At 72.1% G+C, this 21112-nt stretch carries 20 protein-coding genes; 7 read left to right on the forward strand and 13 right to left on the reverse strand.

What is annotated here, in order from left to right; genetic code table 11:
- Positions 1–145 precede the first annotated feature (145 nt).
- Positions 146–2509: a WD40 repeat domain-containing protein gene (locus tag AC3IYJ_RS05605; protein ID WP_489400236.1), complete on the forward strand. Its 2364-nt coding sequence runs from the start codon at positions 146–148 to the stop codon at positions 2507–2509.
- A 70-nt stretch (positions 2510–2579) separates the two neighbouring features.
- Here AC3IYJ_RS05605 and AC3IYJ_RS05610 read toward each other — a convergent pair whose 3' ends face one another.
- The 5 genes from AC3IYJ_RS05610 to AC3IYJ_RS05630 all read right to left on the reverse strand — a co-directional run bounded on the left by AC3IYJ_RS05610 (position 2580) and on the right by AC3IYJ_RS05630 (position 7126).
- Entirely contained in the window at positions 2580–3878 is a 1299-nt protein-coding gene (locus AC3IYJ_RS05610) for a DUF6986 family protein (RefSeq protein WP_489400237.1), read from the reverse strand.
- 182 nt (positions 3879–4060) lie between these two features.
- The gene (locus AC3IYJ_RS05615; RefSeq protein ID WP_489400238.1) at positions 4061–5023 is read right to left on the reverse strand and encodes an electron transfer flavoprotein subunit alpha/FixB family protein; all 963 of its coding nucleotides are present in this window, start codon (positions 5021–5023) and stop codon (positions 4061–4063) included.
- 91 nt (positions 5024–5114) lie between these two features.
- On the reverse strand, positions 5115–5900 hold the full coding sequence (locus AC3IYJ_RS05620; RefSeq protein ID WP_489400239.1) for an electron transfer flavoprotein subunit beta/FixA family protein: 786 nt from the start codon (positions 5898–5900) through the stop codon (positions 5115–5117).
- A gap of 200 nt (positions 5901–6100) precedes the next feature.
- The gene (locus AC3IYJ_RS05625) at positions 6101–6634 is read right to left on the reverse strand and encodes a flavin reductase family protein (RefSeq protein ID WP_489400240.1); all 534 of its coding nucleotides are present in this window, start codon (positions 6632–6634) and stop codon (positions 6101–6103) included.
- Between the two features lie 153 nt (positions 6635–6787).
- Positions 6788–7126: a TlpA family protein disulfide reductase gene (locus AC3IYJ_RS05630; protein ID WP_489400241.1), complete on the reverse strand. Its 339-nt coding sequence runs from the start codon at positions 7124–7126 to the stop codon at positions 6788–6790.
- Positions 7127–7407: 281 nt separating this feature from the next.
- On the opposite strand from AC3IYJ_RS05630, the gene AC3IYJ_RS05635 reads away from it, so the two are divergent.
- Positions 7408–8130 carry a lysophospholipid acyltransferase family protein gene (locus AC3IYJ_RS05635; RefSeq protein WP_489400242.1) on the forward strand — a complete coding sequence of 241 codons (723 nt, stop codon included), beginning with the start codon at positions 7408–7410 and terminating at the stop codon, positions 8128–8130.
- A 50-nt stretch (positions 8131–8180) separates the two neighbouring features.
- Here AC3IYJ_RS05635 and AC3IYJ_RS05640 read toward each other — a convergent pair whose 3' ends face one another.
- A complete protein-coding gene (locus AC3IYJ_RS05640) occupies positions 8181–9404 on the reverse strand; it encodes an alginate lyase family protein (RefSeq protein WP_489400243.1) in 1224 nt (407 codons plus the stop codon).
- A gap of 289 nt (positions 9405–9693) precedes the next feature.
- On the opposite strand from AC3IYJ_RS05640, the gene AC3IYJ_RS05645 reads away from it, so the two are divergent.
- Entirely contained in the window at positions 9694–10953 is a 1260-nt protein-coding gene (locus AC3IYJ_RS05645; protein WP_489400244.1) for an MFS transporter, read from the forward strand.
- Here AC3IYJ_RS05645 and AC3IYJ_RS05650 read toward each other — a convergent pair.
- The 6 genes from AC3IYJ_RS05650 to AC3IYJ_RS05675 all read right to left on the reverse strand — a co-directional run bounded on the left by AC3IYJ_RS05650 (position 10889) and on the right by AC3IYJ_RS05675 (position 17141).
- Positions 10889–11488 carry a transglutaminase-like domain-containing protein gene (locus AC3IYJ_RS05650; RefSeq protein ID WP_489400245.1) on the reverse strand — a complete coding sequence of 200 codons (600 nt, stop codon included), beginning with the start codon at positions 11486–11488 and terminating at the stop codon, positions 10889–10891. The two genes, AC3IYJ_RS05645 and AC3IYJ_RS05650, sit on opposite strands and share 65 nt — an antisense overlap.
- Before the next feature lie 74 nt (positions 11489–11562).
- A complete protein-coding gene (locus AC3IYJ_RS05655) occupies positions 11563–12651 on the reverse strand; it encodes a threonine aldolase family protein (protein ID WP_489400246.1) in 1089 nt (362 codons plus the stop codon).
- A gap of 11 nt (positions 12652–12662) precedes the next feature.
- Positions 12663–13424: an SDR family NAD(P)-dependent oxidoreductase gene (locus AC3IYJ_RS05660; RefSeq protein WP_489400247.1), complete on the reverse strand. Its 762-nt coding sequence runs from the start codon at positions 13422–13424 to the stop codon at positions 12663–12665.
- Between the two features lie 26 nt (positions 13425–13450).
- Positions 13451–14857 (reverse strand): DUF6421 family protein, encoded by a 1407-nt coding sequence (locus AC3IYJ_RS05665; protein ID WP_489400248.1) that lies wholly within the window; start codon positions 14855–14857, stop codon positions 13451–13453.
- An 81-nt stretch (positions 14858–14938) separates the two neighbouring features.
- Complete coding sequence (locus tag AC3IYJ_RS05670; protein ID WP_489402699.1) at positions 14939–16000, reverse strand: alpha/beta hydrolase; 1062 nt, start codon at positions 15998–16000, stop codon at positions 14939–14941.
- A gap of 19 nt (positions 16001–16019) precedes the next feature.
- Positions 16020–17141 (reverse strand): LLM class flavin-dependent oxidoreductase, encoded by a 1122-nt coding sequence (locus AC3IYJ_RS05675; protein WP_489400249.1) that lies wholly within the window; start codon positions 17139–17141, stop codon positions 16020–16022.
- A 49-nt stretch (positions 17142–17190) separates the two neighbouring features.
- Here AC3IYJ_RS05675 and AC3IYJ_RS05680 point away from each other — a divergent pair, with 49 nt between their 5' ends.
- Positions 17191–17841, forward strand: coding sequence for a helix-turn-helix transcriptional regulator (locus AC3IYJ_RS05680; protein ID WP_489400250.1), 651 nt, complete (start codon positions 17191–17193; stop codon positions 17839–17841).
- A gap of 190 nt (positions 17842–18031) precedes the next feature.
- Positions 18032–18724: a glycerophosphodiester phosphodiesterase gene (locus tag AC3IYJ_RS05685; RefSeq protein ID WP_489400251.1), complete on the forward strand. Its 693-nt coding sequence runs from the start codon at positions 18032–18034 to the stop codon at positions 18722–18724.
- Between the two features lie 34 nt (positions 18725–18758).
- Here the strand turns inward: AC3IYJ_RS05685 and AC3IYJ_RS05690 are convergent, their stop codons facing one another.
- Positions 18759–19298, reverse strand: a complete 540-nt coding sequence (locus tag AC3IYJ_RS05690) for a GNAT family N-acetyltransferase (protein ID WP_489400252.1) — start codon at positions 19296–19298, stop codon at positions 18759–18761.
- A gap of 189 nt (positions 19299–19487) precedes the next feature.
- On the opposite strand from AC3IYJ_RS05690, the gene AC3IYJ_RS05695 reads away from it, so the two are divergent.
- Both AC3IYJ_RS05695 and AC3IYJ_RS05700 read left to right on the forward strand, forming a co-directional pair.
- Positions 19488–20054 carry a DUF5134 domain-containing protein gene (locus AC3IYJ_RS05695; protein ID WP_489402700.1) on the forward strand — a complete coding sequence of 189 codons (567 nt, stop codon included), beginning with the start codon at positions 19488–19490 and terminating at the stop codon, positions 20052–20054.
- A 101-nt stretch (positions 20055–20155) separates the two neighbouring features.
- Positions 20156–21094 carry a M56 family metallopeptidase gene (locus AC3IYJ_RS05700; protein ID WP_489400253.1) on the forward strand — a complete coding sequence of 313 codons (939 nt, stop codon included), beginning with the start codon at positions 20156–20158 and terminating at the stop codon, positions 21092–21094.
- Positions 21095–21112 lie beyond the last annotated feature (18 nt).

Genomic DNA, 21112 nt, shown 5'->3' on the forward strand with positions numbered 1-21112 from the left:
CGGCACCACGTCCTTGACGAAAGACATAGAGACACCCCCCCCCAGGCTGCCGAACGGCGCCGGACACCGGCGGTTCCCCGAGATGTTCCGCGCTGTTCGGGATTGTCCGGCGGAGCCGTGCCGCACCCCCCTAACCTGGGCCCTGATGGAGAACACGCCCGGATTCCAGGATGAACTCGCCGCCTTCGCCGCGGACTTGCGCCAGCTCAGGATCGACCGCGGCAAACGCTCGTACCGCGAGATCGCGGCCCGCGCGGAGAGGTCGCGCACCGGGATCCGGCTCCCGGTGGCCACCCAGAGCGACGCGTTCCGCGGCGAGCGGCTGCCCGGGCTCGACCGGCTCATGGGCCTGGTCCGGATCCTCCACGCGTTCGACGCCTTCGGCCAGGACAAGCCCGTCCCCCCGCACGGCGCGCCCGAACTGGAGCTCTGGCGCCGCCGCTGGCGCGACCTGGCCGCCCTGGACGACCCCGCACACCGCCGCCCGGACCCCCCACCGGAACCGACCAGCACGGCACACGCGGTGAACCAACCCGCACCCGCACCCGCACCGGCACCGGCACCGGCACCGGCACCGGCACCGAACCCGACCCCCCTGACCGACCCCCCGGACCCCACGGCCGCAGCAAAGTTCCGCGTCGCGCACCGGCTCGTCGGACACACCCGCACCATCTGGCAGCTCGCCTTCTCCCCCGACGGCCGGACCCTGGCCTCGGCGGGCAACGACGGCACGGTCCGGCTGTGGAGCGCCTCCGAGGGCCGGGCCGAAGCCGTGCTGGGCAGCGGTCGCGGGATGTCCGCCTCCCCGGCCCTGCACGTCGCCTTCTCCCCCGTCGGCGACCGGCTCCTCGCCGTCCTCGACGACGGCGTCGTACACCTGTGGGACCCGGCGTCGTGGACCCCGCTGCGCTCACCCCGCCCCCGGCCCCCCGGCATCCGGAACCTCGACGGGCCGGCGTTCACGGCCGCCGGGAGCCTGTTCGGCGTCGTCCTCACGGGCGACGATGTGCACGTACAAGACCTGGACGCCGACCGCCCGGTGGGACCAGTCCTCGCCGACTGCGGCGGGCTCCCGGAGGTCCTCGCCCTCTCGGCCGACGGCCGACGGCTGGCCGCGGTCGACGCGTTCGGCGAGGTACAGCAGTGGGACACGGCCACGGGGCAGCCGTTCGGGCCGGTCATGGCCGGGCACTCGGACAACGTGGAGGCACTGGCCTACTCCCCGGACGGACGGCTCCTGGCCACTGGCAGCCACGACGGAACGGCGCTGCTGTGGGATGCCGGCACCGGGCGGAGGCAGGGCTCCGGCCTCGTAGGACACGCGGGGGCCGTCAACGCCGTGGCCTTCTCCCCGGACGGGCGGACGCTCGCCACCGCCGGGGGCGACCGGACCGTACGTCTGTGGGACGCGCACACGGGCGCGCCGGTCGGACGGCCCCTGGGCGGTCACGCCCTCGCCGTCAACGCCGTGGCCTTCTCCCCGGACGGGCGGACGCTCGCCACGGCAGGCGACGACCAAGCCGTACTGCTGCACCGCGCCGGCCCCGATGCCTCGTCCGCGGAGTTCCCGGCGTCCAGCGGCGGCGCGGCGCTGACGGCCGCCCTGCGCAGGTGGGTCGCCGTGCCGCTGCCGTCACCGGGCCTCCTGCCCGACGGCGGGGTCCTGGACCGGCCGCGGTTCTCACCGGACGGCTCCCTGGTCCTCGCGGTCAGCGACGCCGATCGGCTGCTCGTGTGGGATCTGGCCGACCCGGCCGAATGCCTCGCGCGGCGCGCGCCGCGCGGGGTACCCGCCTGGGGGGTGGAATTCGCCCGGGACGGCGGCCTGCCGGAGGTCTGGACCTCCCGCGGCCTGGCTCCGCCGATCGGGCGGGCGGACCGGGTCCGGGTGTCCATGGTCGAGCACATGGCGTACTCGTCGGACGGCCATCTGGTGGCCCTCACCCGCACCGACGGCACGGTGACCGTGCACGACGCCCCCACCTTCACCCAGCGGGGCGGCCCCTTCGATCCGGGCGGGCCCGAGCTCGCCGCCGAGGTGCTCTTCTCGCCGTACGGCGGGCTGCTGGCCGTCGTCGGGGAGCGGGTGCACGTGTGGGACGCGTCGACCGGCGCTCTCGCCTGCCGGCCGTTCCCCGAGCGGCCGGGCACGGTCCGGCCGCCCGCCGCGTTCGCGCCCGGCGGCACGCGGCTCGCCCTGGTCGACCGGGACGGGACGGGCGTCTCGCTGTGGAACCCGAGGACCGGCGAGGCACTCGGACCGCTCCTGGAGGGGTACCGGCCGGGCATCATGGCGCTGGAGTTCTCCCCCGACGGCGGTCTGTTGGCCACGACGGGCGGGGACGGTTCCCTGCGGCTGTCCAACGCGGCGAGCGGGCGGCTCGTCGCACGGCTGCTGGACGGCGCCGGGGCGGGGGCGATCGGGTCGGCCTTCTCCCCCGACGGGAGTCTGCTGGCCGCCGCGTGCGACGACGGAGTCCTCAGGCTCTGGCTGGTCCACCGGTCCTGAGGCACCGGAAAGGCCCGGCCGGGGGCAGACCGGCCGGGCCTCGTCAGGGGTTCCCGGGTGACTGGACCGCTCAGGCGGTGGCCGTCATCGTCGCCGAGCGGCGCGGGATGGCGAAGGCGTCGAGCTCCGCGCGGGTCAGGCCGGTCAGGGCCGTGACCTCGTCGGCGCCGACCGCGCCGCAGTCGAGGCCGCGTACCAGGTAGCCGGCCAGGGCCTTCGCGGTCGCGGGCTCGTCCATGACGTCGCCCTCGATCTTGGCGACGTACGCCTTCAGGCGCGCGGCGGCCGTTTCGAGGCCCTCGCGGTAGAAGACGAACACGGCCGCGTAGCGGGTCGGCAGGTGCGCCGGGTGCATGTCCCAGCCCTGGTAGTAGGCGCGGGCCAGGGCGCGCCGGGTGAGGCCGTAATGCAGCTTCCAGGCCTCGTGGACGTGCTCGGTGGTGCCGATCGGCAGGACGTTGGTCGAGCCGTCGGAGACCCGTACGCCGGTGCCCGCAGCCGCGACCTGCATGACCGCCTTGGCGTGGTCGGCGGCGGGGTGGTCGCTCGACTGGTAGGCGGCGGAGACGCCGACGCAGGCGCTGTAGTCGAAGGTGCCGTAGTGCAGGCCGGTGGCGCGGCCCTTCGAGGCCTCGATCATGCGGGCGACCGCGGCGGTGCCGTCGGAGGCGAGGATCGACTGGCTGGTCTCGATCTGGATCTCGAAGCCGATCCGGCCCGGACGCAGGCCGCGGGAGGCCTCGAAGGCCTCCAGAAGCTTGACGAAGGCGGTGACCTGCTCGGCGTAGGTGACCTTGGGCAGGGTCAGGACGAGGCCCTCGGGCAGGCCGCCGTGCGCGAGCAGCCCCGAGAGGAAGACGTCGGTGGTCCGGATGCCACGGTCGCGGACGTTGGACTCCATGCACTTCATGCGGATGCCCATGTACGGGGCGTTCGTGCCGTTGGAGAAGGCTTCGGAGATGAGGCGGGCGGCGCGGGCGGCGGCCTGGTCCTCCTCCTCGTCGGAGCGGACGCCGAAGCCGTCCTCGAAGTCGACGCGCAGGTCCTCGATCGGCTCGGTGGCGAGCTTGGCGCGGACGCGGTCGTAGACCGGCACGGCCAGCTCGTCGGAGATGCCGAGTACCTTGGCGAAGGTGGCGGCGTCCGGGGCGTGCTCGTCCAGGGCCGCGAGGGCCTGGTCGCCCCAGGAGCGGATGGTGTCCGCGTTGAAGACGTCACCGGGGACGTAGACCGTGTGGATGGGCTGACGGGTGCCGGGGTCGCCCGGGTAGTGGCGCGCGAGTTCCGCGTCCACCGGCGCGAGGGAAGCGCTGATGCCCTCGCTGACCGCGCCTGCGAGGCTCGTCGCCACCTTCTCCTGCTGACCCATCGTGCACTCTCCTCTTTTCCGCTTCACGGAATCTTTCATCCGCATAGCAGAATTTAGCCACGGGGTTCCGCTCAGTCAATGGTCCCCCGGCCGTCCTGGACAAACGACTCGGGGCCGCGCGGTGAGAAACACCACACGGCCCCGGAGAGCACTTCCCGCAGGTCAGGCCTGCGGACTGGGGACTACCCCTTGCGCGCCTTGATCTCCTCGGTCAGCTGCGGGACGACCGCGAAGAGGTCGCCGACCACGCCGTAGTCGACCAGGTCGAAGATCGGGGCCTCGGCGTCCTTGTTGATGGCCACGATGGTCTTCGAGGTCTGCATGCCGGCGCGGTGCTGGATCGCGCCCGAGATGCCGGAGGCGATGTACAGCTGCGGGGAGACCGACTTGCCGGTCTGGCCGACCTGGTTGGAGTGCGGGTACCAGCCGGCGTCGACGGCGGCACGCGAGGCGCCGACGGCCGCGCCGAGGGAGTCCGCGAGCGCCTCGATGATGTGGAAGTTCTCGGCGCCGTTGACGCCGCGGCCGCCGGAGACCACGATCGCGGCCTCGGTCAGCTCGGGGCGGCCGGTCGACTCGCGCGGGGTGCGGGAGGTGACCTTGGTGCCGGTGGCCAGGGCGCCGAAGGTGACGGCGAGGGCCTCGACGACGCCGGCGGCCGGAGCGGCCTCGACCGGGGCCGAGTTCGGCTTCACGGTGATGACCGGGGTGCCCTTGGAGACGCGGGACTTGGTGGTGAAGGAAGCGGCGAACGCGGCCTGCGTCGCGACCGGACCCTCTTCACCGGCCTCCAGATCGATGGCGTCGGTGATGATGCCGGAGCCGATGCGCACGGCCAGGCGGGCCGCGATCTCCTTGCCCTCGGCGGAGGACGGGACGAGCACGGCGGCCGGGGAGACGGCCTCGTACGCGGCCTGGAGCGCGTCCACCTTCGGTACGACGAGGTAGTCGGAGAACTCGGAGGCGTCGGCGGTGAGGACCTTGACGGCGCCGTGCTCGGCGAGCACGGCGGCGGTGGCCTCGGCGCCTGCGCCCAGGGCCAGGGCGACGGGCTCGCCGATGCGGCGGGCCAGCGTCAGCAGTTCGAGAGTGGGCTTGCGGACGGCGCCGTCGACGTGGTCGACGTAGACGAGGACTTCAGCCATTGGGGATGCTCCTGCGAATGCGAAGTAGTCAGGGGGCGTTTGAGGAAGGGGCCGAAGCTCTTGGATGAACTTCCGGCCGGCCAGACAGCTCTTAGATGAACTTCTGCTCCGCAAGGAAGGCGGCCAGCGACTTGCCGCCCTCGCCCTCGTCCTTGACGATCGTGCCGGCGGTGCGGGCCGGACGCTGGGCCGCGGAGTCGACCGCGGTCCAGGAGCCTTCGAGACCGACCTCGTCGGACTCGATGTCCAGCTCCTCCAGGTCCCAGGACTCCACGGGCTTCTTCTTGGCGGCCATGATGCCCTTGAAGGACGGGTAACGGGCCTCGCCCGACTGGTCCGTCACCGAGACGAGCGCCGGGAGGGAGGCCTCCAGCTGCTCGCTCGCCGAGTCGCCGTCGCGGCGGCCGGTGACGACACCGTCCTCGACCTTGACCTCGGAGAGCAGGGTGACCTGCGGGACGCCCAGACGCTCGGCCAGGATCGCCGGGAGGACACCCATGGTGCCGTCGGTCGAGGCCATGCCCGTGATGACCAGGTCGTAACCGGCCTTCTCGATCGCCTTGGCCAGCACCAGCGAGGTGCCCATCACGTCGCTGCCGTGCAGGTCGTCGTCCTCGACGTGGATGGCCTTGTCGGCACCCATGGACAGCGCCTTGCGCAGCGCGTCCTTCGCGTCCTCGGGGCCCACCGTCAGGACGGTGATCTCCGCGTCGTCGGCCTCGTCGGCGATCTGCAGCGCCTGCTCGACGGCGTACTCGTCGAGCTCCGACAGCAGGCCGTCGACGTCGTCACGATTGACGGTCAGGTCCTCGGTGAACTGCCGGTCGCCAGTGGCGTCGGGCACGTACTTCACACAGACAACGATCCTCAGGCTCACGCCGGCTCTCCTACCGCATCGACATTTCTGGTACCGCCTTGTTCAGGCAGCATAGGCGCCATCTCGGGCCGTTCCCGCCGGGGCGGCCCGCGCTCCGAAGGGAATGTTACTCGTCAGTACACAGCGGGTCCCGCCAGGTTGCAAGGCCCGTGAACTGTGATCTGGCCAACGCGGGCGGAACCCGTCCCAGCAGGGACGATTCAGTCGCGCAACGCGTTGAAGCGCCCCTGGTGGTACAGCAGCGGACGCCCGTCGCCCGCCGGATCCCCCGCCGGATCCCCGGCGACCGCCTCCGCGATCACCACCCGGTGCGCACCGGCCGGCACGCGTGCCACGATCCGGCACACCAGCCAGGCCAGGACTCCGTCCAGCACCGGGACCCCGTACGGTCCGGGGGCCCAGTCGGTGGCCGGGCCGAAGCGGTCGGCTCCGTTCCGGGCGAACAGGCCCGCCAGATCGCCCTGGTGCTCACCGAGTATGTGGACGCCGAGGTACTCGGAGTCCCGGACCCCGGGCCAGCTGGAGGACCCGGTACCGATGGTGAACGACAGCAGCGGCGGGTCCGCGGAGACGGAATTGAGCGAGGTCGCGGTGAAGCCCACCGGCCGGCCGCCGTTGTCGGCGGTGATCACGGCGACGCCCGCCGCGTGCCGGCGGAACACCGAGCGCAACAGGTCGGGCGAGCCGGGCAGGCCGGTGCCGGATCGGGGGGACGGAGCCGTCGGAGCCGTCATGAAGGGATTCCCCATCCGTAAAGCAGGAGTTCATACCGCATGTCGCCAGCCTGGCGATCTCCCGTGTACACAGTCAAGCCGCAGCGGACAGATGTAGGGCGCGTCACTCTGCGTGCGGGCGCGCGCACCGGCGCTCCGGACCTCGCGCGAGCGTCATACGGCCGCGCCCAGGGCGGCGATCACGTCCGCCGTGCGCGGCATCCCCACGCCCCGCCGCACGATCCGGCCGGCCGCGTCCAGGACGAGCACGGTCGGGGTCTTCTCGATCCCGAGGGCCCGTACGAGTTCCAGCCGGTCCTCGGCGTCGATCTCGATGTGCGCGACCCCCTCGACCATGCCGGCGACCTCGGCCAGGATCCGTCGCGTGGCCCGGCAGGGCTGGCAGAAGGCGCTGGAGAACTGCACCAGGGTGGCCCGCTCCCCCGGCTCCGCGCCCAGCTCCGGGGCGCCCAGCCGAAGGCCCGTCCCGTCGTGCCCATCGTGCTCGCGCACGCCCGCTCCCGTCGCCGCCGTCCTCGTACCGCTCCCGCGTCCACACCCGCGTCCATACGCCGACCGTATGTGTGTCCGTACATGATCCCAGTACGTTCGTACGCTGATCGGAGCGCCCGGCAGGCGCGCCGCATTCCCGGCGTGACGAGAATCTCCCCGGGCTCAGGCGTCTGGGCTGGTCTGGGGCTCCCGTATGGGGCACGATCCCCATGGCCGCGTACCTACGCTGCCGTAACTTCCGGCCGGGAGCACCTCCAGGCAGAAAGCGGGGTCTCCCCACCATGGCTGAGCTCGTCTACCCCCCGGTGATCGGCGCCGCACACACTCTGTTCCGCGCGCTGGACGTCCGCATCGACATGAAGGGCACCGAGAACATCCCCCGCAAGGGCGGAGCTGTTCTGGTGTCGAACCACATCGGCTACCTCGACTTCATCTTCGCCGGGCTGACCGCCCGCCCGCAGAAGCGCCTCGTGCGCTTCATGGCGAAGGAGTCGGTGTTCCGGCACAAGGTGTCCGGTCCGCTGATGCGCGCCATGAAGCACATCCCCGTGGACCGCGCGCAGGGTGAGACGGCGTACCAACACGCCCTCGACTCCCTGCGCTCCGGCGAGATCATCGGCGTTTTCCCCGAGGCGACGATCTCCCAGTCCTTCACGCTCAAGAGCTTCAAGTCCGGCGCGGCCAGGATGGCGCAGGAGGCCGGGGTGCCGCTGATCCCCGTGGCCCTGTGGGGTACGCAGCGACTGTGGACCAAGGGCCGCCCCAAGGACCTCAAGCGCAGCCACATCCCCGTGACCATGCGCGTGGGCGAGCCGCTGGAGGCGCCCTCCGACCAGTTCGCCGGGGCCATCACCCGCCGGCTGCGCGAGCGGGTGCAGGAGCTGCTGGACGCCGCGCAGGCCGCCTACCCGGCCAAGCCCAGGGGTGCGGACGACTCCTGGTGGCTGCCTGCCCACCTCGGCGGCACCGCGCCGACCGCGGCCCAGGTCAAGGAAGCCGGCTGAGCCCTCGGGACGGGGTGCGGCCCGCCGGGTGGCGGACCGCACCGCGCCGGTCAGTTCGGGTTGTCCGCGTGGGTGAGCGTCTCCCACGCCTCGAAATGGTTTTCGGTACCCGCGGGACGCCGGCTCTCGGTGAGCCGGCCGGTGTTCTCCATGGCGACGCCGAGCCGGTTGTGCAGGGCGTTGTAGCCGACCTCGGTGGCCGGGCCCAGGCCCTTGGTCAGGCTCCCCCCGCACAGTGAGGCCGGCACGGCCGCGCCGAGCTCGTACTTGGCGTGGAAGCCCAGCGCGTTGCGGAACCGGTCCTTGAACTCCGGGTACAGGTCACGCCCCTGGATGCGTGAGGTCTCGGCGACGTGCATGGTCGCGGCGATCCCCATGCCGGTGTGGCCGAAGTCCCGACAGGCCTCCTGGGCCAGACCGTCCATGAAGGTGCTCTGGCCGTGCCAGTAGTCGATCAGCTCGCTCCTGGTGTCGATGGTGGAGCGCGGCGGGTACTTGGGCTGCGGGCCGTCGGAGGCCAGGTAGAAGTAGGCGGGAACCCTGCCGAGGTAGATCGCCATCGCCTTGTCGTAGGACGCGCGGTCGTCTAGGTGGACGGAGATGCCCACCGCCGCGTCCATCATGATCAGTTCCCAGTTGCCGTTGCTGTTCGGCCTCCCGTTGATCACCTCGGGCAGGTAGACCTCGCGCAGCATCGTCGCGAAGCGCCCCTGGTTCGCCCAGCCTCCGGTGTAGGTGTGCTTGACGATCTCGGCGGCGCGCGGCCACGTGGAGCCCGCCCAGCCGCTCTGCAGCGGGGCGTTGCTGTTGGTGTGGCTCTTGATCCGGGCGGACCAGGCGTCCATCAGCTCGATCGACTTCTTCGCGTACGCGGGGTCGCGGGTGATGTACCAGGCGAGCGCGTCGGTGTACGCCGCGATCGCGTCCTCGCGTTCGTCGGAGCAGCCGATGTCCGGGTTGGAGTGGGAGCCGCATTCGACGACGGCGCGCGGCTTGGGAGTCCGGGACAAGGAGGCGTACCCGCTCGCCCGCATGTCGTCGAACGCCGCCTTCCACGGCTGCTGCCCTGCCTGCACCTTGGTGCGTACGAAGTCCAGTTGGGCGCGGCTGTTGAGGACTCCCGGGTGGGCGAAGGCGGTTGGGGCGGCCGCCGGGGCGGGGGCCGCGGCGGGGAGGGGGTGGGTGGCGTGCGCGGCGGGAGTAATGGTGAAGGCTAACGCCGCGACCAGGGCGAGGGCCGTCGCGGCCGGCCCGGTGGGGATTCCGAAACGCATGGAAGCGCCTTCCGGTCGGAGGTGGGGGGGGGAAGGTGCGGGCGTCCGCGGAATGGGGGTGCGGAGGTCCCGCGAGAAGGGTCCGTGGGGGGATTCCTGTGGCCGAAGATACCCATGCGCATGCCAAGGTGACAACGATGTCAGACAGGAAAGTTTCCTATTGACCGAATCCCGTGGTCCCGCACTCGGCCCGGCGCCGCACCCCTCTCCCCATACACCCGAATGGCGTAACGTCTGCCCCTCCACGGCGTTGCCCGATACGGCACTGCCGGACGCAGGGGGGCCTGGGATGCAGGGGTTCGGGCGGTACCTGGCCGCGGCGCTGGCCGCACGGTTCGCCTCCGAGGGCATGGGCATGGCGGTGGTGCTGCTCGCCCTGGAGCGCACCGGAAGCGCGGCGCACGGGGCCTTCGTCCTGACCGCCTGGCTCGCCCCGCACGTACTGGCGGCTCCGCTCGCGGGCGCCGCCGCGGCCAGGGCGCGCAGCCCCAGGCTCTTCCACGTGGGCGCGCTGGCCGGATTCACCGCGGCCGTGGCGACCCTGGCCGTCCTGCTCGGGCGGGCTCCGACGCCCGTGGTGCTCGTGGTGGCGGTGCTCGGCGGCGCCTGCGGGCCGATGGTGACGGGCGGGCTGTCCAGTCTGGTGACGGGCCTGGTCCCGGCCGGTCCGGCGCGCGACCGGGCCTACGCCTGGGACGCGTCCACCTACAACGGCGCCGCGGTCACCGCACCGGCGGCCGTCGGCCTGGTGGCGGCCTTCGGTTCGGCCGGTCCGGCGATGGCGGTCCTGGCGGCGTCCGGCGCACTGGCGGCGGCGCTGGCGGCCACCCTTCCGTACGGAAACCACGGGAGCCACGGCGCGGACCCCGCCCCCGGCGCCCCCCGGGCCGGGCTGGGCGCGGGGCTGGCCGCCCTGTGGCGCATCCGGGAGCTGCGGGCGGTCACCTCGGCCACCACCCTGGCCTTCGTCGGCATCGGCTCGCTCACCACCACGTCGGTGCTCCTGGCCACCGCGCTCGGCAGTCCGGGCGGCGGCGGGGTCCTGATGACGGCCTTCGCCCTGGGCGCCCTGTCCGGCTCCCTGACGCTGGGCCGGATCACGGCCGTGGCACCGGGCAAGCTGGCCCGCTGGGCCATGGCGGCCACCGGAGTGGCGCTCACGGCGGCCGCGTTCGCCCCCTCGGTCGCCCTCACGGCGGTGGCGTTCGCGGCGGCCGGGGTGTGCGACGGGCCGCTGCTCACGGCCACCCTGCGGATCCGCTCGCAGTACGCACCGGACGGGGTGCGCACCCAGGTCTTCACCCTCGGTGCCGGACTCAAGGTGACCGCCGCGTCGACCGGCGCCGCCCTCGTGGGGCTCGCGGCCGACGCGCCGCCGTGGATCCTGCTGCTCGGGATCGCCGCACTGCAGCTGGCCGGCGCCCTGCTGCACACGCTGGTGACCGCACGCGCGCCCGTACCGGACGCCACCGGCGCTCCCCCGGCTACAGCCCCGTCGGCAGGTTCCGCCACAACTGCGACCGGTCAGCGGACTCCTGGAGCGCCTTGAGCGCGGCCGGGTGCGGCGCCGCGTACAGCCCGGGGTAGTCGATCTCGCCGAGCTCCGGGCGGACGGGGAAGGCCAGTTGCTCCCGGTCGAGAGCGAACTGGGCGTCCACGCCGGGCTTGTTGCCCCGCGGGTCCACCCGGGACCAGTCCTCCCCGCCGGGCAGACGCAGCGCGACGAGGCCGTGGACGGCCAGGTTCGACCCGTCGCCGTCGCCGAGGAGCTGGTAGCAGAGCCCGGCCGGGATGCCGCGGGCGCGTAGCAGGGCCGTCAGCGCGTGGGACTTGGCGTAGCAGATGCCGTTGCGCGTGCCCAGCACGTCGGAGGCGCGCCAGGAGACGCGGTCGTCCCCGGAATCGGCGGAGTGCGGGATGGTGTCGCGGACGAACTCGAAGGCGACCTTGGCGTATGAATATGCGTCGCCCGTGGCCGACCACAAGGCGTCGGCGGTCTCCTGGACCAGCGGGTGATCGTGATCGACCGCTTCGTCGGGCGCCAGATAGGCGGCGACGTCGGAATGCTCCTGGATCAGTTTCATGATCCAGGAGCATACCTATGCAGAATTCTGCATGTCTATAGATTTATGGCACCCGCGGAATCGCGGCTCCGACCCTAGCGGGCCAGCTCCTCCTTGAGGGCCTGGAGGAAGCCGTCCACGTCCTCCTCCAGGGTGTCGAAGCTGCACATCCAGCGGACGTCACCCGCGATCTCGTCCCAGAAGTAGAAGCGGTAGCGCTCCTGGAGCCGCCGCGTCACCGCGTGCGGAAGCCGCGCGAACACGGCGTTCGCCTGCACCGGGTAGAGGATCTCCACCCCGTCGGTCTCGCGCACGCCGGCCGCCAGCCGCTGCGCCATCGCGTTGGCGTGGCGGGCGTTGCGCAGCCACAGGTCCTTCGCGAGGAGCGCTTCGAGCTGCACCGACACGAAGCGCATCTTCGAGGCGAGCTGCATCGACATCTTGCGGATGTGCTTCATCTGCCGGACGGAGTCCGGGTTCAGCACGACGACGGCCTCGCCGGCCATCATCCCGTTCTTGGTGCCGCCGTAGGACAGCACGTCGACGCCGACGGCGTTCGTGAAGGCGCGCATCGGCACGTCGAGCGAGGCCGCGGCGTTGGCTATCCGGGCACCGTCGAGGTGGACCTTCATGCCCTTGCCGTGCGCGTGCTCGCAGATGGCCCGGATCTCGTCCACGGTGTAGACCGTGCCGAGCTCGCTGTTCTGGGTGATCGAGACGACCTGCGGCATCGCCCGGTGCTCGTCCTCCCAGCCCCAGGCCTGCCGGTCGATGAGCTCGGGGGTGAGCTTGCCGTCCGGGGTGGGAACGGTGAGCAGCTTGAGGCCCGCCATGCGCTCGGGCGCGCCGCCCTCGTCGACGTTGATGTGCGCCGACTCGGCACAGATCACCGCGCCCCAGCGGTCGGTGAGGGCCTGCAGGGCCGTCACGTTGGCGCCGGTGCCGTTGAAGACCGGGTAGGCCTCGGCGTGCGCGCCGAAGTGGCCGCGGAAGACCGTTTGCAGGTGTTCGGTGTACTCGTCGTCGCCGTAGGAGACCTGGTGGCCGCCGTTGGCCAGCGCGATGGCCGCCAGGATCTCCGGGTGCACCCCGGCGTAGTTGTCGCTGGCGAAGCCGCGCACCGCCGGGTCGTGGTGCCGGCGGGCGTCGGTCTTCGCCTGGGACTTCCTGATCGCGGTTCTCACGCCGGTGTTCTTCACGGTCGGGGAGTGAGCCACAGACGCTGTCCGTTCACATCGGAGGCGGGCCGCTCCCAGACGCCGGCGATGGCCTCGGCCAGCTCCTTGACGTCGGTGAAGCCCGCGAACTTCGCAGTGGGGCGCTCGGCGCGCATCGCGTCGTGCACCAGTGCCTTGATGACCAGGATCGCAGCCGCGGCTCCCGGGCCCTCCTCGCCCCCCAGCTTGCGGAAGGAGTCGGCCATCGCGAGCGTCCAGGCCTCGGCGGCCGCCTTGCCCGCGTTGTACGCGGCGTTGTTGGCGACCGGCTTGTGCGCGCCGGACTGGCTGACGAGGACGTAGCGGCCGCGGTCACTGCGCAGCAGTCCGTCGTGGAAGGCGAGCGAGGTGTGCTGGACCGTGCGGATGAGGAGCTTCTCCAGGAAGTCCCAGTCCGCGAGGTCGGTGTCCGTGAAGGTGGTGCTGCCGCGCCAGCCTCCGACGAGGTGGACCAGGCCGTCGACCCGGCCGAACTCCTTCTCGGTCTGCTCGGCCCAGGCCTTGGTGGCGTCCAGGTCGAGCAGGTCCACGGTGTCACCGGTGATGGTGGCGCCGCCATGGGCGTAACGCGCCGCGTCCACGGCCTCCGCGAGCCGCGCCGGGTCGGCGTCGGACGCGATGACCACGGCGCCGGCCTCGGCGAGGCGGAGCAGGGTGGCGCGCCCGGCGGGGCCGCCTGCGCCTGCCACCGCCACCACCGCGCCGTGGAGCTTGCCGTTTCCGTTCCCGGAGCCGTTCATCTGTGCAGCCTCCTGTGGGCGAGCGCTCACGCGGCGGCCCGCTCTGCGTGTTCCGTGTTGAGGGCGGTGATGCCCTTGGTCGAAGCGATCACGCCCTTGAGCTTCTTGGCGAGGGCTTCATAGAACATGCTGAGCGGAAACTCGTCGGGAAGCACGTCGTCCACGAGCTTGCGCGGCGGCTGCGTGAGATCCAGGGCGTCGGGGCCCTTGGCCCAGCGGGATCCCGGGTGGGGAGCGAGGTACTCGGCGACCAGTTCGTAGGCCTTGAACCAGTGGACGAGCTTCGGGCGGTCGATGCCGGCCCGGTAGAGGTCCTCGATCTCGGCGCACAGCTGGTTGGTGACCTGCGGGGCACGCATCCAGTCGATCTTCAGCTTGTTGTCCGTCCAGCGCACGACGTCGTGCTTGTGGAGGTACGCGAACAGGAGCTGGCCGCCGAGACCGTCGTAGTTGCGGTTGCGGTCGCCGGAGACCGGGAAGCGGAACATCCGGTCGAAGAGGACCGCGTACTGCACGTCACGGCCGTGCTCGTTGCCCTCGGACTCCAGCTTCACGGCCTCCTTGAAGGCGGTGAGGTCGCAGCGCAGCTCTTCGAGGCCGTACATCCAGAACGGCTGGCGCTGCTTGATCATGAAGGGGTCGAACGGCAGGTCTCCGTGGCTGTGGGTGCGGTCGTGGACCATGTCCCACAGGACGAAGGCCTTCTCGCAGCGCTCCTGGTCCTCGACCATGCGGGCGATGTCCTCGGGCAGCTCGATGCCCAGGATGTCGACGGCGGCCTCGGTGACCTTGCGGTAGCGGGCGGCCTCGCGGTCGCAGAAGATCCCGCCCCAGGTGAAGCGCTCCGGGGCTTCGCGCACGGCGATGGTCTCCGGGAAGAGCACCGCGGAGTGGGTGTCGTAGCCCGGGGTGAAGTCCTCGAAGGTGATACCGAGGAAGAGCGGGTTGTCGTACCGGGTGCGCTCCAGCTCGGAGAGCCACTCGGGCCACACCATCTTCAGCACGACGGCTTCGAGGTTGCGGTCCGGGTTGCCGTTCTGGGTGTACATCGGGAAGACCACGAGGTGCTGGAGCCCGTCGGCGCGCTCGGCCGCCGGGTGGAAGGCCAGCAGGGAGTCGAGGAAGTCCGGCACGCCGAAGCCGTCCGCGGCCCACTTGCGCAGGTCGCCGACGAGGGCCCGGTGGTACGCGCCCCCGTGCGGCAGCAGCGGCGACAGTGCCTCGACGCCCGAGACCACGCGCTCGACCGCGACCTGGGCCGCGGCGCGGGAAGGCGCCCCCTCGGCCTCGAAGTCGATGGAGCCGTCGGCCGACTGCCAGGGCCGGATCTCCTCCACGGCGGCCTTGAGCTCGGGCCACGCCGGGTGGTCCACCACCCGTACACCGGCGGTTATCACGGCACCGCCGATACCCGGCACAAGAGTTTCCGTCATGTCACTTCCTCCACAGGAGAACCTCACGTTAAGACAGCGTATGCATGTGAGGCTCTCCTGCTCAAGAGGGAATCCGGGAAATTATCCTGCGTCACCCCTAGTTTCACCGGAAGTCTTCCCGTTCTTATGCACGGAATCGAGGACTCCGCCCAGTCGCGCCAAGGCCTGGCGGGCCTGTGGGAGTACGTCGGCCAGTGCGAGGAACCCGTGGAACATCCCGGGATGCTCGTCAAGGACCGAAGGAACTCCGCTGCCGATCAGCCGACGGTGGTACGCCACCCCCTCGTCCCGCAGCGGATCGCACCCGGCGACCACCACGTGCGCGGGCGGCAGCCCCCGCAGGTCGGCGCGGAGCGGGGAGGCCAGCGGATCGCGGCCGTCGCCCCCGGGCCCCAGGTACTGCTCCCAGAACCAGCGCAGGTGCGCGGCGGTGAGGAAGCAGCCCGCCGCGTTGTCCCGGTAGGACTTCGTGTCCTGCCCGGCGTCCAGGCAGGGATAGATCAGCACCTGGAGCGCGACGGCCGGTCCGCCGCGTTCCCGGTGATCCCGGGCCATCAGCAGCGAGGCCGCGGCGAGGTTCCCGCCCGCGCTGTCCCCCGCCACCACCAGGGCGGCCGGATCCCCGCCCAGCTCCTCGACGTGCGCGCCGGCCCAGCACAGGGCGGCGTACGCGTCGTGGACGGCGGCGGGGAAACGGGCTTCGGGGGCCCGCCGGTAGTCGACGGAGACGAAGACGGCCCCGGAGCCGCGGCAGAGCGCCCGGACGGTGGCGTCGTGGGTGTCGAGGTCGCACAGGGCCCAGCCTCCGCCGTGGCAGAACACCACGGTCGGCCGGGCTCCGGGCCACTCCCCGGGATCCGGGCGGTAGACGCGCACCGGGACGGGCGGCGCACCGGCTGGCCCGGGGATCTCGCGGTCCTCGACGGAGCCGACGGCGAGCGGCGCGGCCGTCGGGGGCACGGCCGCCAGGATCCGGCGGGCCTCCGGCGCCTCGGTGACGGCGCCCCCGAGGTCGGGGAAGAAGGCGGCCATCGCATCCACGTAGGGCCGGGCGGCGGGGTCGAGCCGGTCGGCCCCCGAGAAGGAGCCCGCCGAGGCGGTGTGGCCCGCCGGGGCGGCCGGGCCGTCGGACCGCGGGTTCATTTCGTTCACGGCGGCGGCCCTACGCCTTCCGGAAGTGCGGGATGACCTTGTCGCCCCACTGCCGCAGGGTTTCCAGACAGGCCTCCTGGGGCACGGTCCCCATCTGGATCAGGCACATGATCTCGTCGGCCCCCGCCTCCCTCAGCCGCTCCACGTACGCGATGGCCTCGTCCGCGCTCCCGTAGGCGTGGTCGGCGTTGAAGGTGGCCGTGGAGGTGGGCCGCACCGGGATGTCCAGCTCGTGCAGCCGGGCCACCACCTGCTCGGCGGCCCTGCGCATCTCCGCCTCCTCGTCGGCGCCGGCCACCACCGCCTCGTCCGGAACGCCCGCCCCGCCGTACCAGTGGCCGATGGACTGCGCGAAGAACCGCTGTCCCCGGATGCCGATCCGGCGGGCCTCCTCCGGGTCGTCGAGGACGATGGTCGGACACAGCACCGAGAAGTGGTCGTTGACCACGGTGGAGACGAAGCGGGCGCCGTCGCGGCCGGATATCGCGGTGTCGTACACGGCCCGCATCCGCGCGATGGACTCCGGTCCGGCGAAGCCCATCACCAGCGCCCCGACGCCCAGCTCGGCGGCCTGCACCAGCGTTTCGCCCCGGCTGCACGCCAGGAACAGCGGCGGGTGCGGGGTCTGACTGGGCCTCGGCAGGATCGGATGCGGATCGATGTCCAGCAGTTCCCCGTGGTGTTCCAGCTCTTCGTGCTGCCAGGCCTTCCCTATGATCCGCAGCGCCTCCTCCACCTCCGCCGTGGTGCGGTCCTTGTCCACCCCGCACAACGAGGTCTCCTGCGCGGTCCCGCCGCGGCCCGCGCCGAGGTCGACCCGGCCGCCGGACAGCAGGTCGAGCATCGCGGCCCGCTCGGCGACCCGGACGGGGTGGTTGAAGTTGAAGGGCATGCACACGACTCCGTGGCCGATGCGTATGGTGTTGGTCCGGGCCGCGACCCAGGTCAGGAAGATTTCAGGTGCGCTCATGTGTGCGTACCACTTCAGCGAGTGGTGCTCCACGGCCCAGATCCGGTCGAAGCCCATCCGCTCGGCGAGCACCGCCTGCTCGACGCAGTCACGGATGACCTGGTGCTCCCGCTCCACGGTCGGGTCGGCCAGTTGAGCTTCGAAGATCACGGAGAATTTCACGATGCCTCCAGGGTTGCGTCCCGTACCCGGTCTCACTTCAATTCGAAATATGACTAGTAGTCAGAAGCCGAAGAAGCAAGAGCTGCCGCCGACCGCGTGGGCCGTACTGGGTCTGCTGTCCTTCCCCGGCGAGCGGACCGGATACGAACTGAAGAAGTGGGCGGACTCCTCCCTCCGCTTCTTCTACTGGTCGCCGGCGATCAGCCAGATCTACGCCGAGCTGCGCCGCCTGGAGGAACTGGGCTACGCGACCTCCGTGCGTTCGGGGCCCGAGGAGGTCCGGGCCAAGCGCCGCTACGGCATCACCCCCGCCGGGCGCGAGGCACTGGCCGGGTGGGCCGCCGACTGCTCCGAGGTCGGCCCCCCGGTGCTCAAGCACGGGCTGCTGCTGCGGGTCTGGCTGGGGCACCTGTCGGATCCGGAGCTGCTGCGGCGAATGGTGACGGAGCACCTGGAGCGCACCACGGGCGAGCTGGCCGCCGTACGGGAGGCCATGGCGCACGCCGCCGAGGAGCCCGACTGGGCGTTCCCCACCCTGGCGTTGCGCTGGAGCGAGCGCCAGCACCTGGCCGAGCTGGAACTGACCCGGACCCTGCTGGAGGACCTGGCGGAGCTGCCCGGCGCGGCCGCCCCGGCCGGCCCGAACGACCCGGCGCAGCAGGAACGTCAAGGCAGCGGGGACGCGCCCACGGCCGGGTGACGCGACAGGCCCCGCCAGGGGCTCCGGAGCCCCGGCAGGCCCGGTGGGAGGCGGCGGAACGGCGTTCCGGAGCCCTTGCACGGACGGTCTCATCGCCCGCGCGGCGCACTAGCATGCGTCCTCACCGCGCGCGGCCGGTCGGGACACCGCGACCGCGCGGGGAGCCGCCGTCGACGGAAGCGAGAGAACCTTGACTTTCCTCACCATCGGTCACCGCGGGGTCATGGGTGTCGAACCGGAGAACACCATGCGGTCCTTCGTCCGCGCGGAGCGTTCCGGCATGGACGTCATCGCCCTCGACCTACGACTCAGCAAGGACGGCACCCTCGTCGTCCTGCACGACTCCGAGGTGGACCGGACCACCGACGGCTCGGGAGCCGTCGCCGATCTGACCCTGGCCGAACTGCGCGGGCTGGACGCCGGGGAGGGCCAGCACGTGCCCGTACTCGAAGAGGTCCTGGACACGGTCCGGGCGCCGCTCCAGGTCCAGGTGCACGACCTGGGCGTCGCCACGGCACTGGCGGAGCTGCTGCTCGGCCGCGATCTCACCGGGCGGGTGGAGGTGGCCTCGTTCCGCGACGAGGTGCTCGGCGAGACGAGCCGGCTGGTGCCGGGCGTCCGGACCTCGCTCTACGCCGACCAGAGCGCGGCGGACGCCGAGGCGACCGTCGGCCGGGCCGTGGACGCAGGTGCGGAGACGGTCGCCCTCAACATCCGCCATCTCACCCTGGACACCGTGGAGTCGGCGCACGAGGCCGGGCTCCGGGTGATCGGCTGGACGGTCAACTGCCTGGAGCGGCTGCGCCTGGCGCGCGCGCTCGGACTCGACGGCGTGGTCACCGACTTCCCGGAGATCCGCTCCACGGGCCGCTTCACCGCCTGAACCACCCCGGGCCGAGGAGGCGCCCCGGGACCGGCTAGAGCGACTTGACCAGCAGCTCGAAGGCCAGGTCGTCACGGAGCGGGACGCCGAAGCGCTCGTCCCCGTAGGGGAAGGGGCTCATCTCGCCGGTGCGCTCGTAGCCACGGCGCACGTAGAAGGCAATGAGCTCCTCCCGTACGTTGACCACGGTCATCCGCATCTCCTTGGCCTCCCACTGCTCGCGGGCGCGGCGCTCGGCCTCGGCCATGACGTCCTTGCCGAGGCCGCCGCCCTGCAGTCCGGGGCGGACCGCGAACATCCCGAAGTAGACGTGGTCCCCGCGGTGTTCGAGGTGGCAGCAGGAGACGAGCTCGCCCCCGCGCTCCGCAACGAGCAGCATGCCGTCGGGGTGTGCCACGATCCCGGCGACGCCCGCCTCGTCGGTGCGCTGCCCGTCCAGGAAGTCCGCCTCGGTGGTCCACCCCGCGCGGCTCGAATCCCCCCGGTAGGCCGACTCCACGAGTTCCACCAGGGCCGGGATGTCGGCCTCCACGGCCGTGCGGAAGGTCAAGGCCAGGGCGTCGGCGCTCGGCATCGGGGGCTCCGTTCTTCGGGACTGCGTGTCCGGCACGGCATGTCCGGGTGACGTACGAGGTGCCGTGTACGGCACACAGAGACTATCCCCGGGCGGCGTGCGGGCCGTGCGACGGGGGCATCTCTTCCGGTGAAGCCGACTGAAGCCGACGAACCGGGAGGTTCCGCCGTGCACGGTTCCACCATGTCCATGTCCGTCCCCTCTTCCGTCTCCGCCTGGCTGCTCGTCCTGCTCTGCGCGACCAGCGGTGCGTACTGTCTGCGGCGGGCCGGCAGAGCCGGCGCCGGTTCGGCCGCCGTCGGAGAGGCCGTGATGGGATTCGGGATGGCCCTGATGGCGGTGCCCCTGGGCCTGGGCGGCGGCTGGCAGGCTCCGGTGCTCGGCGCGGTCTTCTGCGGCGCGGCGCTGCATGCGGCCTGGCTGCTGCGCGACGGTCTGCACCACGCGCACCACCTGGTGGGCTCGCTGACCATGGTCTACATGGCGCTGGCGGCGTGGACCGGCGCCGGAACGGGATCCGGTCACGGCGGAGGCCCCGGCCACGGCCACGGCGGCGGGCTGCCGTTGGTGACGGGGCTGCTGCTCGTCTACTACGCCGGGTACGTGGTGCTGGGCGGGTCCCGGCTGGTCACGGCGGGCGGTGCCGGGGCGCACTCCAACGGCCCTCCCGCGTCCCCGACCGGGCCGGCGGAGGTGATCCGGGCCTGCCGACTGACCATGGGGATGGGCATGTTGGCGATGCTGCTGATGATGTGAGGCGGCGCGCGCGGGGACAAAGGGGTACGGGCAAACGTGTGCTGCGTCACCCTTCACTCCGGGCCTACCCGCAGGTAGGCGTGCGCTCATAGGCTGGGCCCATGATGGTCCCCGCCGCTCTCCTGCTGCTCGGCGTCCTGACCGCGATGCTCGCACCCCGGGTACTCGCCCGGGCCCAATGGCCCGAGCGCGAACCCGTCGTGGCCCTGTGGGCCTGGCAGTGCGTGGTGGGCGCCGTGCTCCTGTGCTTCGCGCTGTCGATGCTGCTGAGCGCGGCCGGCGCCTGGCAGGCGGTCCGGGGACGGCTGTTCGCCGCCGCCCCGCACCGGGTGGTCGACGCGTACGCGCTCGGCTCCGCGGGCGGTGTCTGGGCCATGGCGACCGCCCTCGTACTGGCGGGCGGGGGGCTGTGGACCGGCGCGATGCTGACCCGGGAGGTCCTGCGGGACCGCGCCCGGCGGCGGGCGCAGGGCGCCGAACTGCTGCTCCAGGCCCCGCTGATGCCCGGGGAGGAAGCCACCGGGGCACGGCTCGTCGTACTGGAGGGGCAGCGCCCCGACAGCTGGTGGCTGCCGGGCCCGGCCCCGCGGCTGGTGGTCACGACGGCGGCGCTGGGCCGGCTCAAGGGCAGCCAACTGGACGCCGTGCTCGCGCACGAGCAGGGGCACGCGGCGGCCCGGCACGACTGGCTGCTGCACTGCTCGCGGGCGCTGGCCCGGGGGTTCCCGCAGGTCCCGGTCTTCGACGCGTTCGAAGCGGAGATGCACCGGCTCGTGGAGCTGGCCGCCGACGACGTGGCCTCCCGGCGGTACGGGCGCCTGACCATCGCCCTGGCCCTGGTCGGGCTGAACGAGGACCGCGGGGTCTTCGGCCAGTACTCCGACCCGGAGGCGCACGTCCCGCAGCGGGTGCGCCGCCTGCTCTCGGCCGCGCCACGGCTCTCGGCGGGACGCCGGATGCGTCTCACGGCCCTGGCGACCCTGGCCCCGGCGATCCCCTTGCTGGTGGCGTTCGGACCCGGACTGAGCGCGCTGGCCTAGCTGGGCCGTCCCTTTCGG

Source organism: Streptomyces sp. GL_140, from assembly GCF_057834465.1.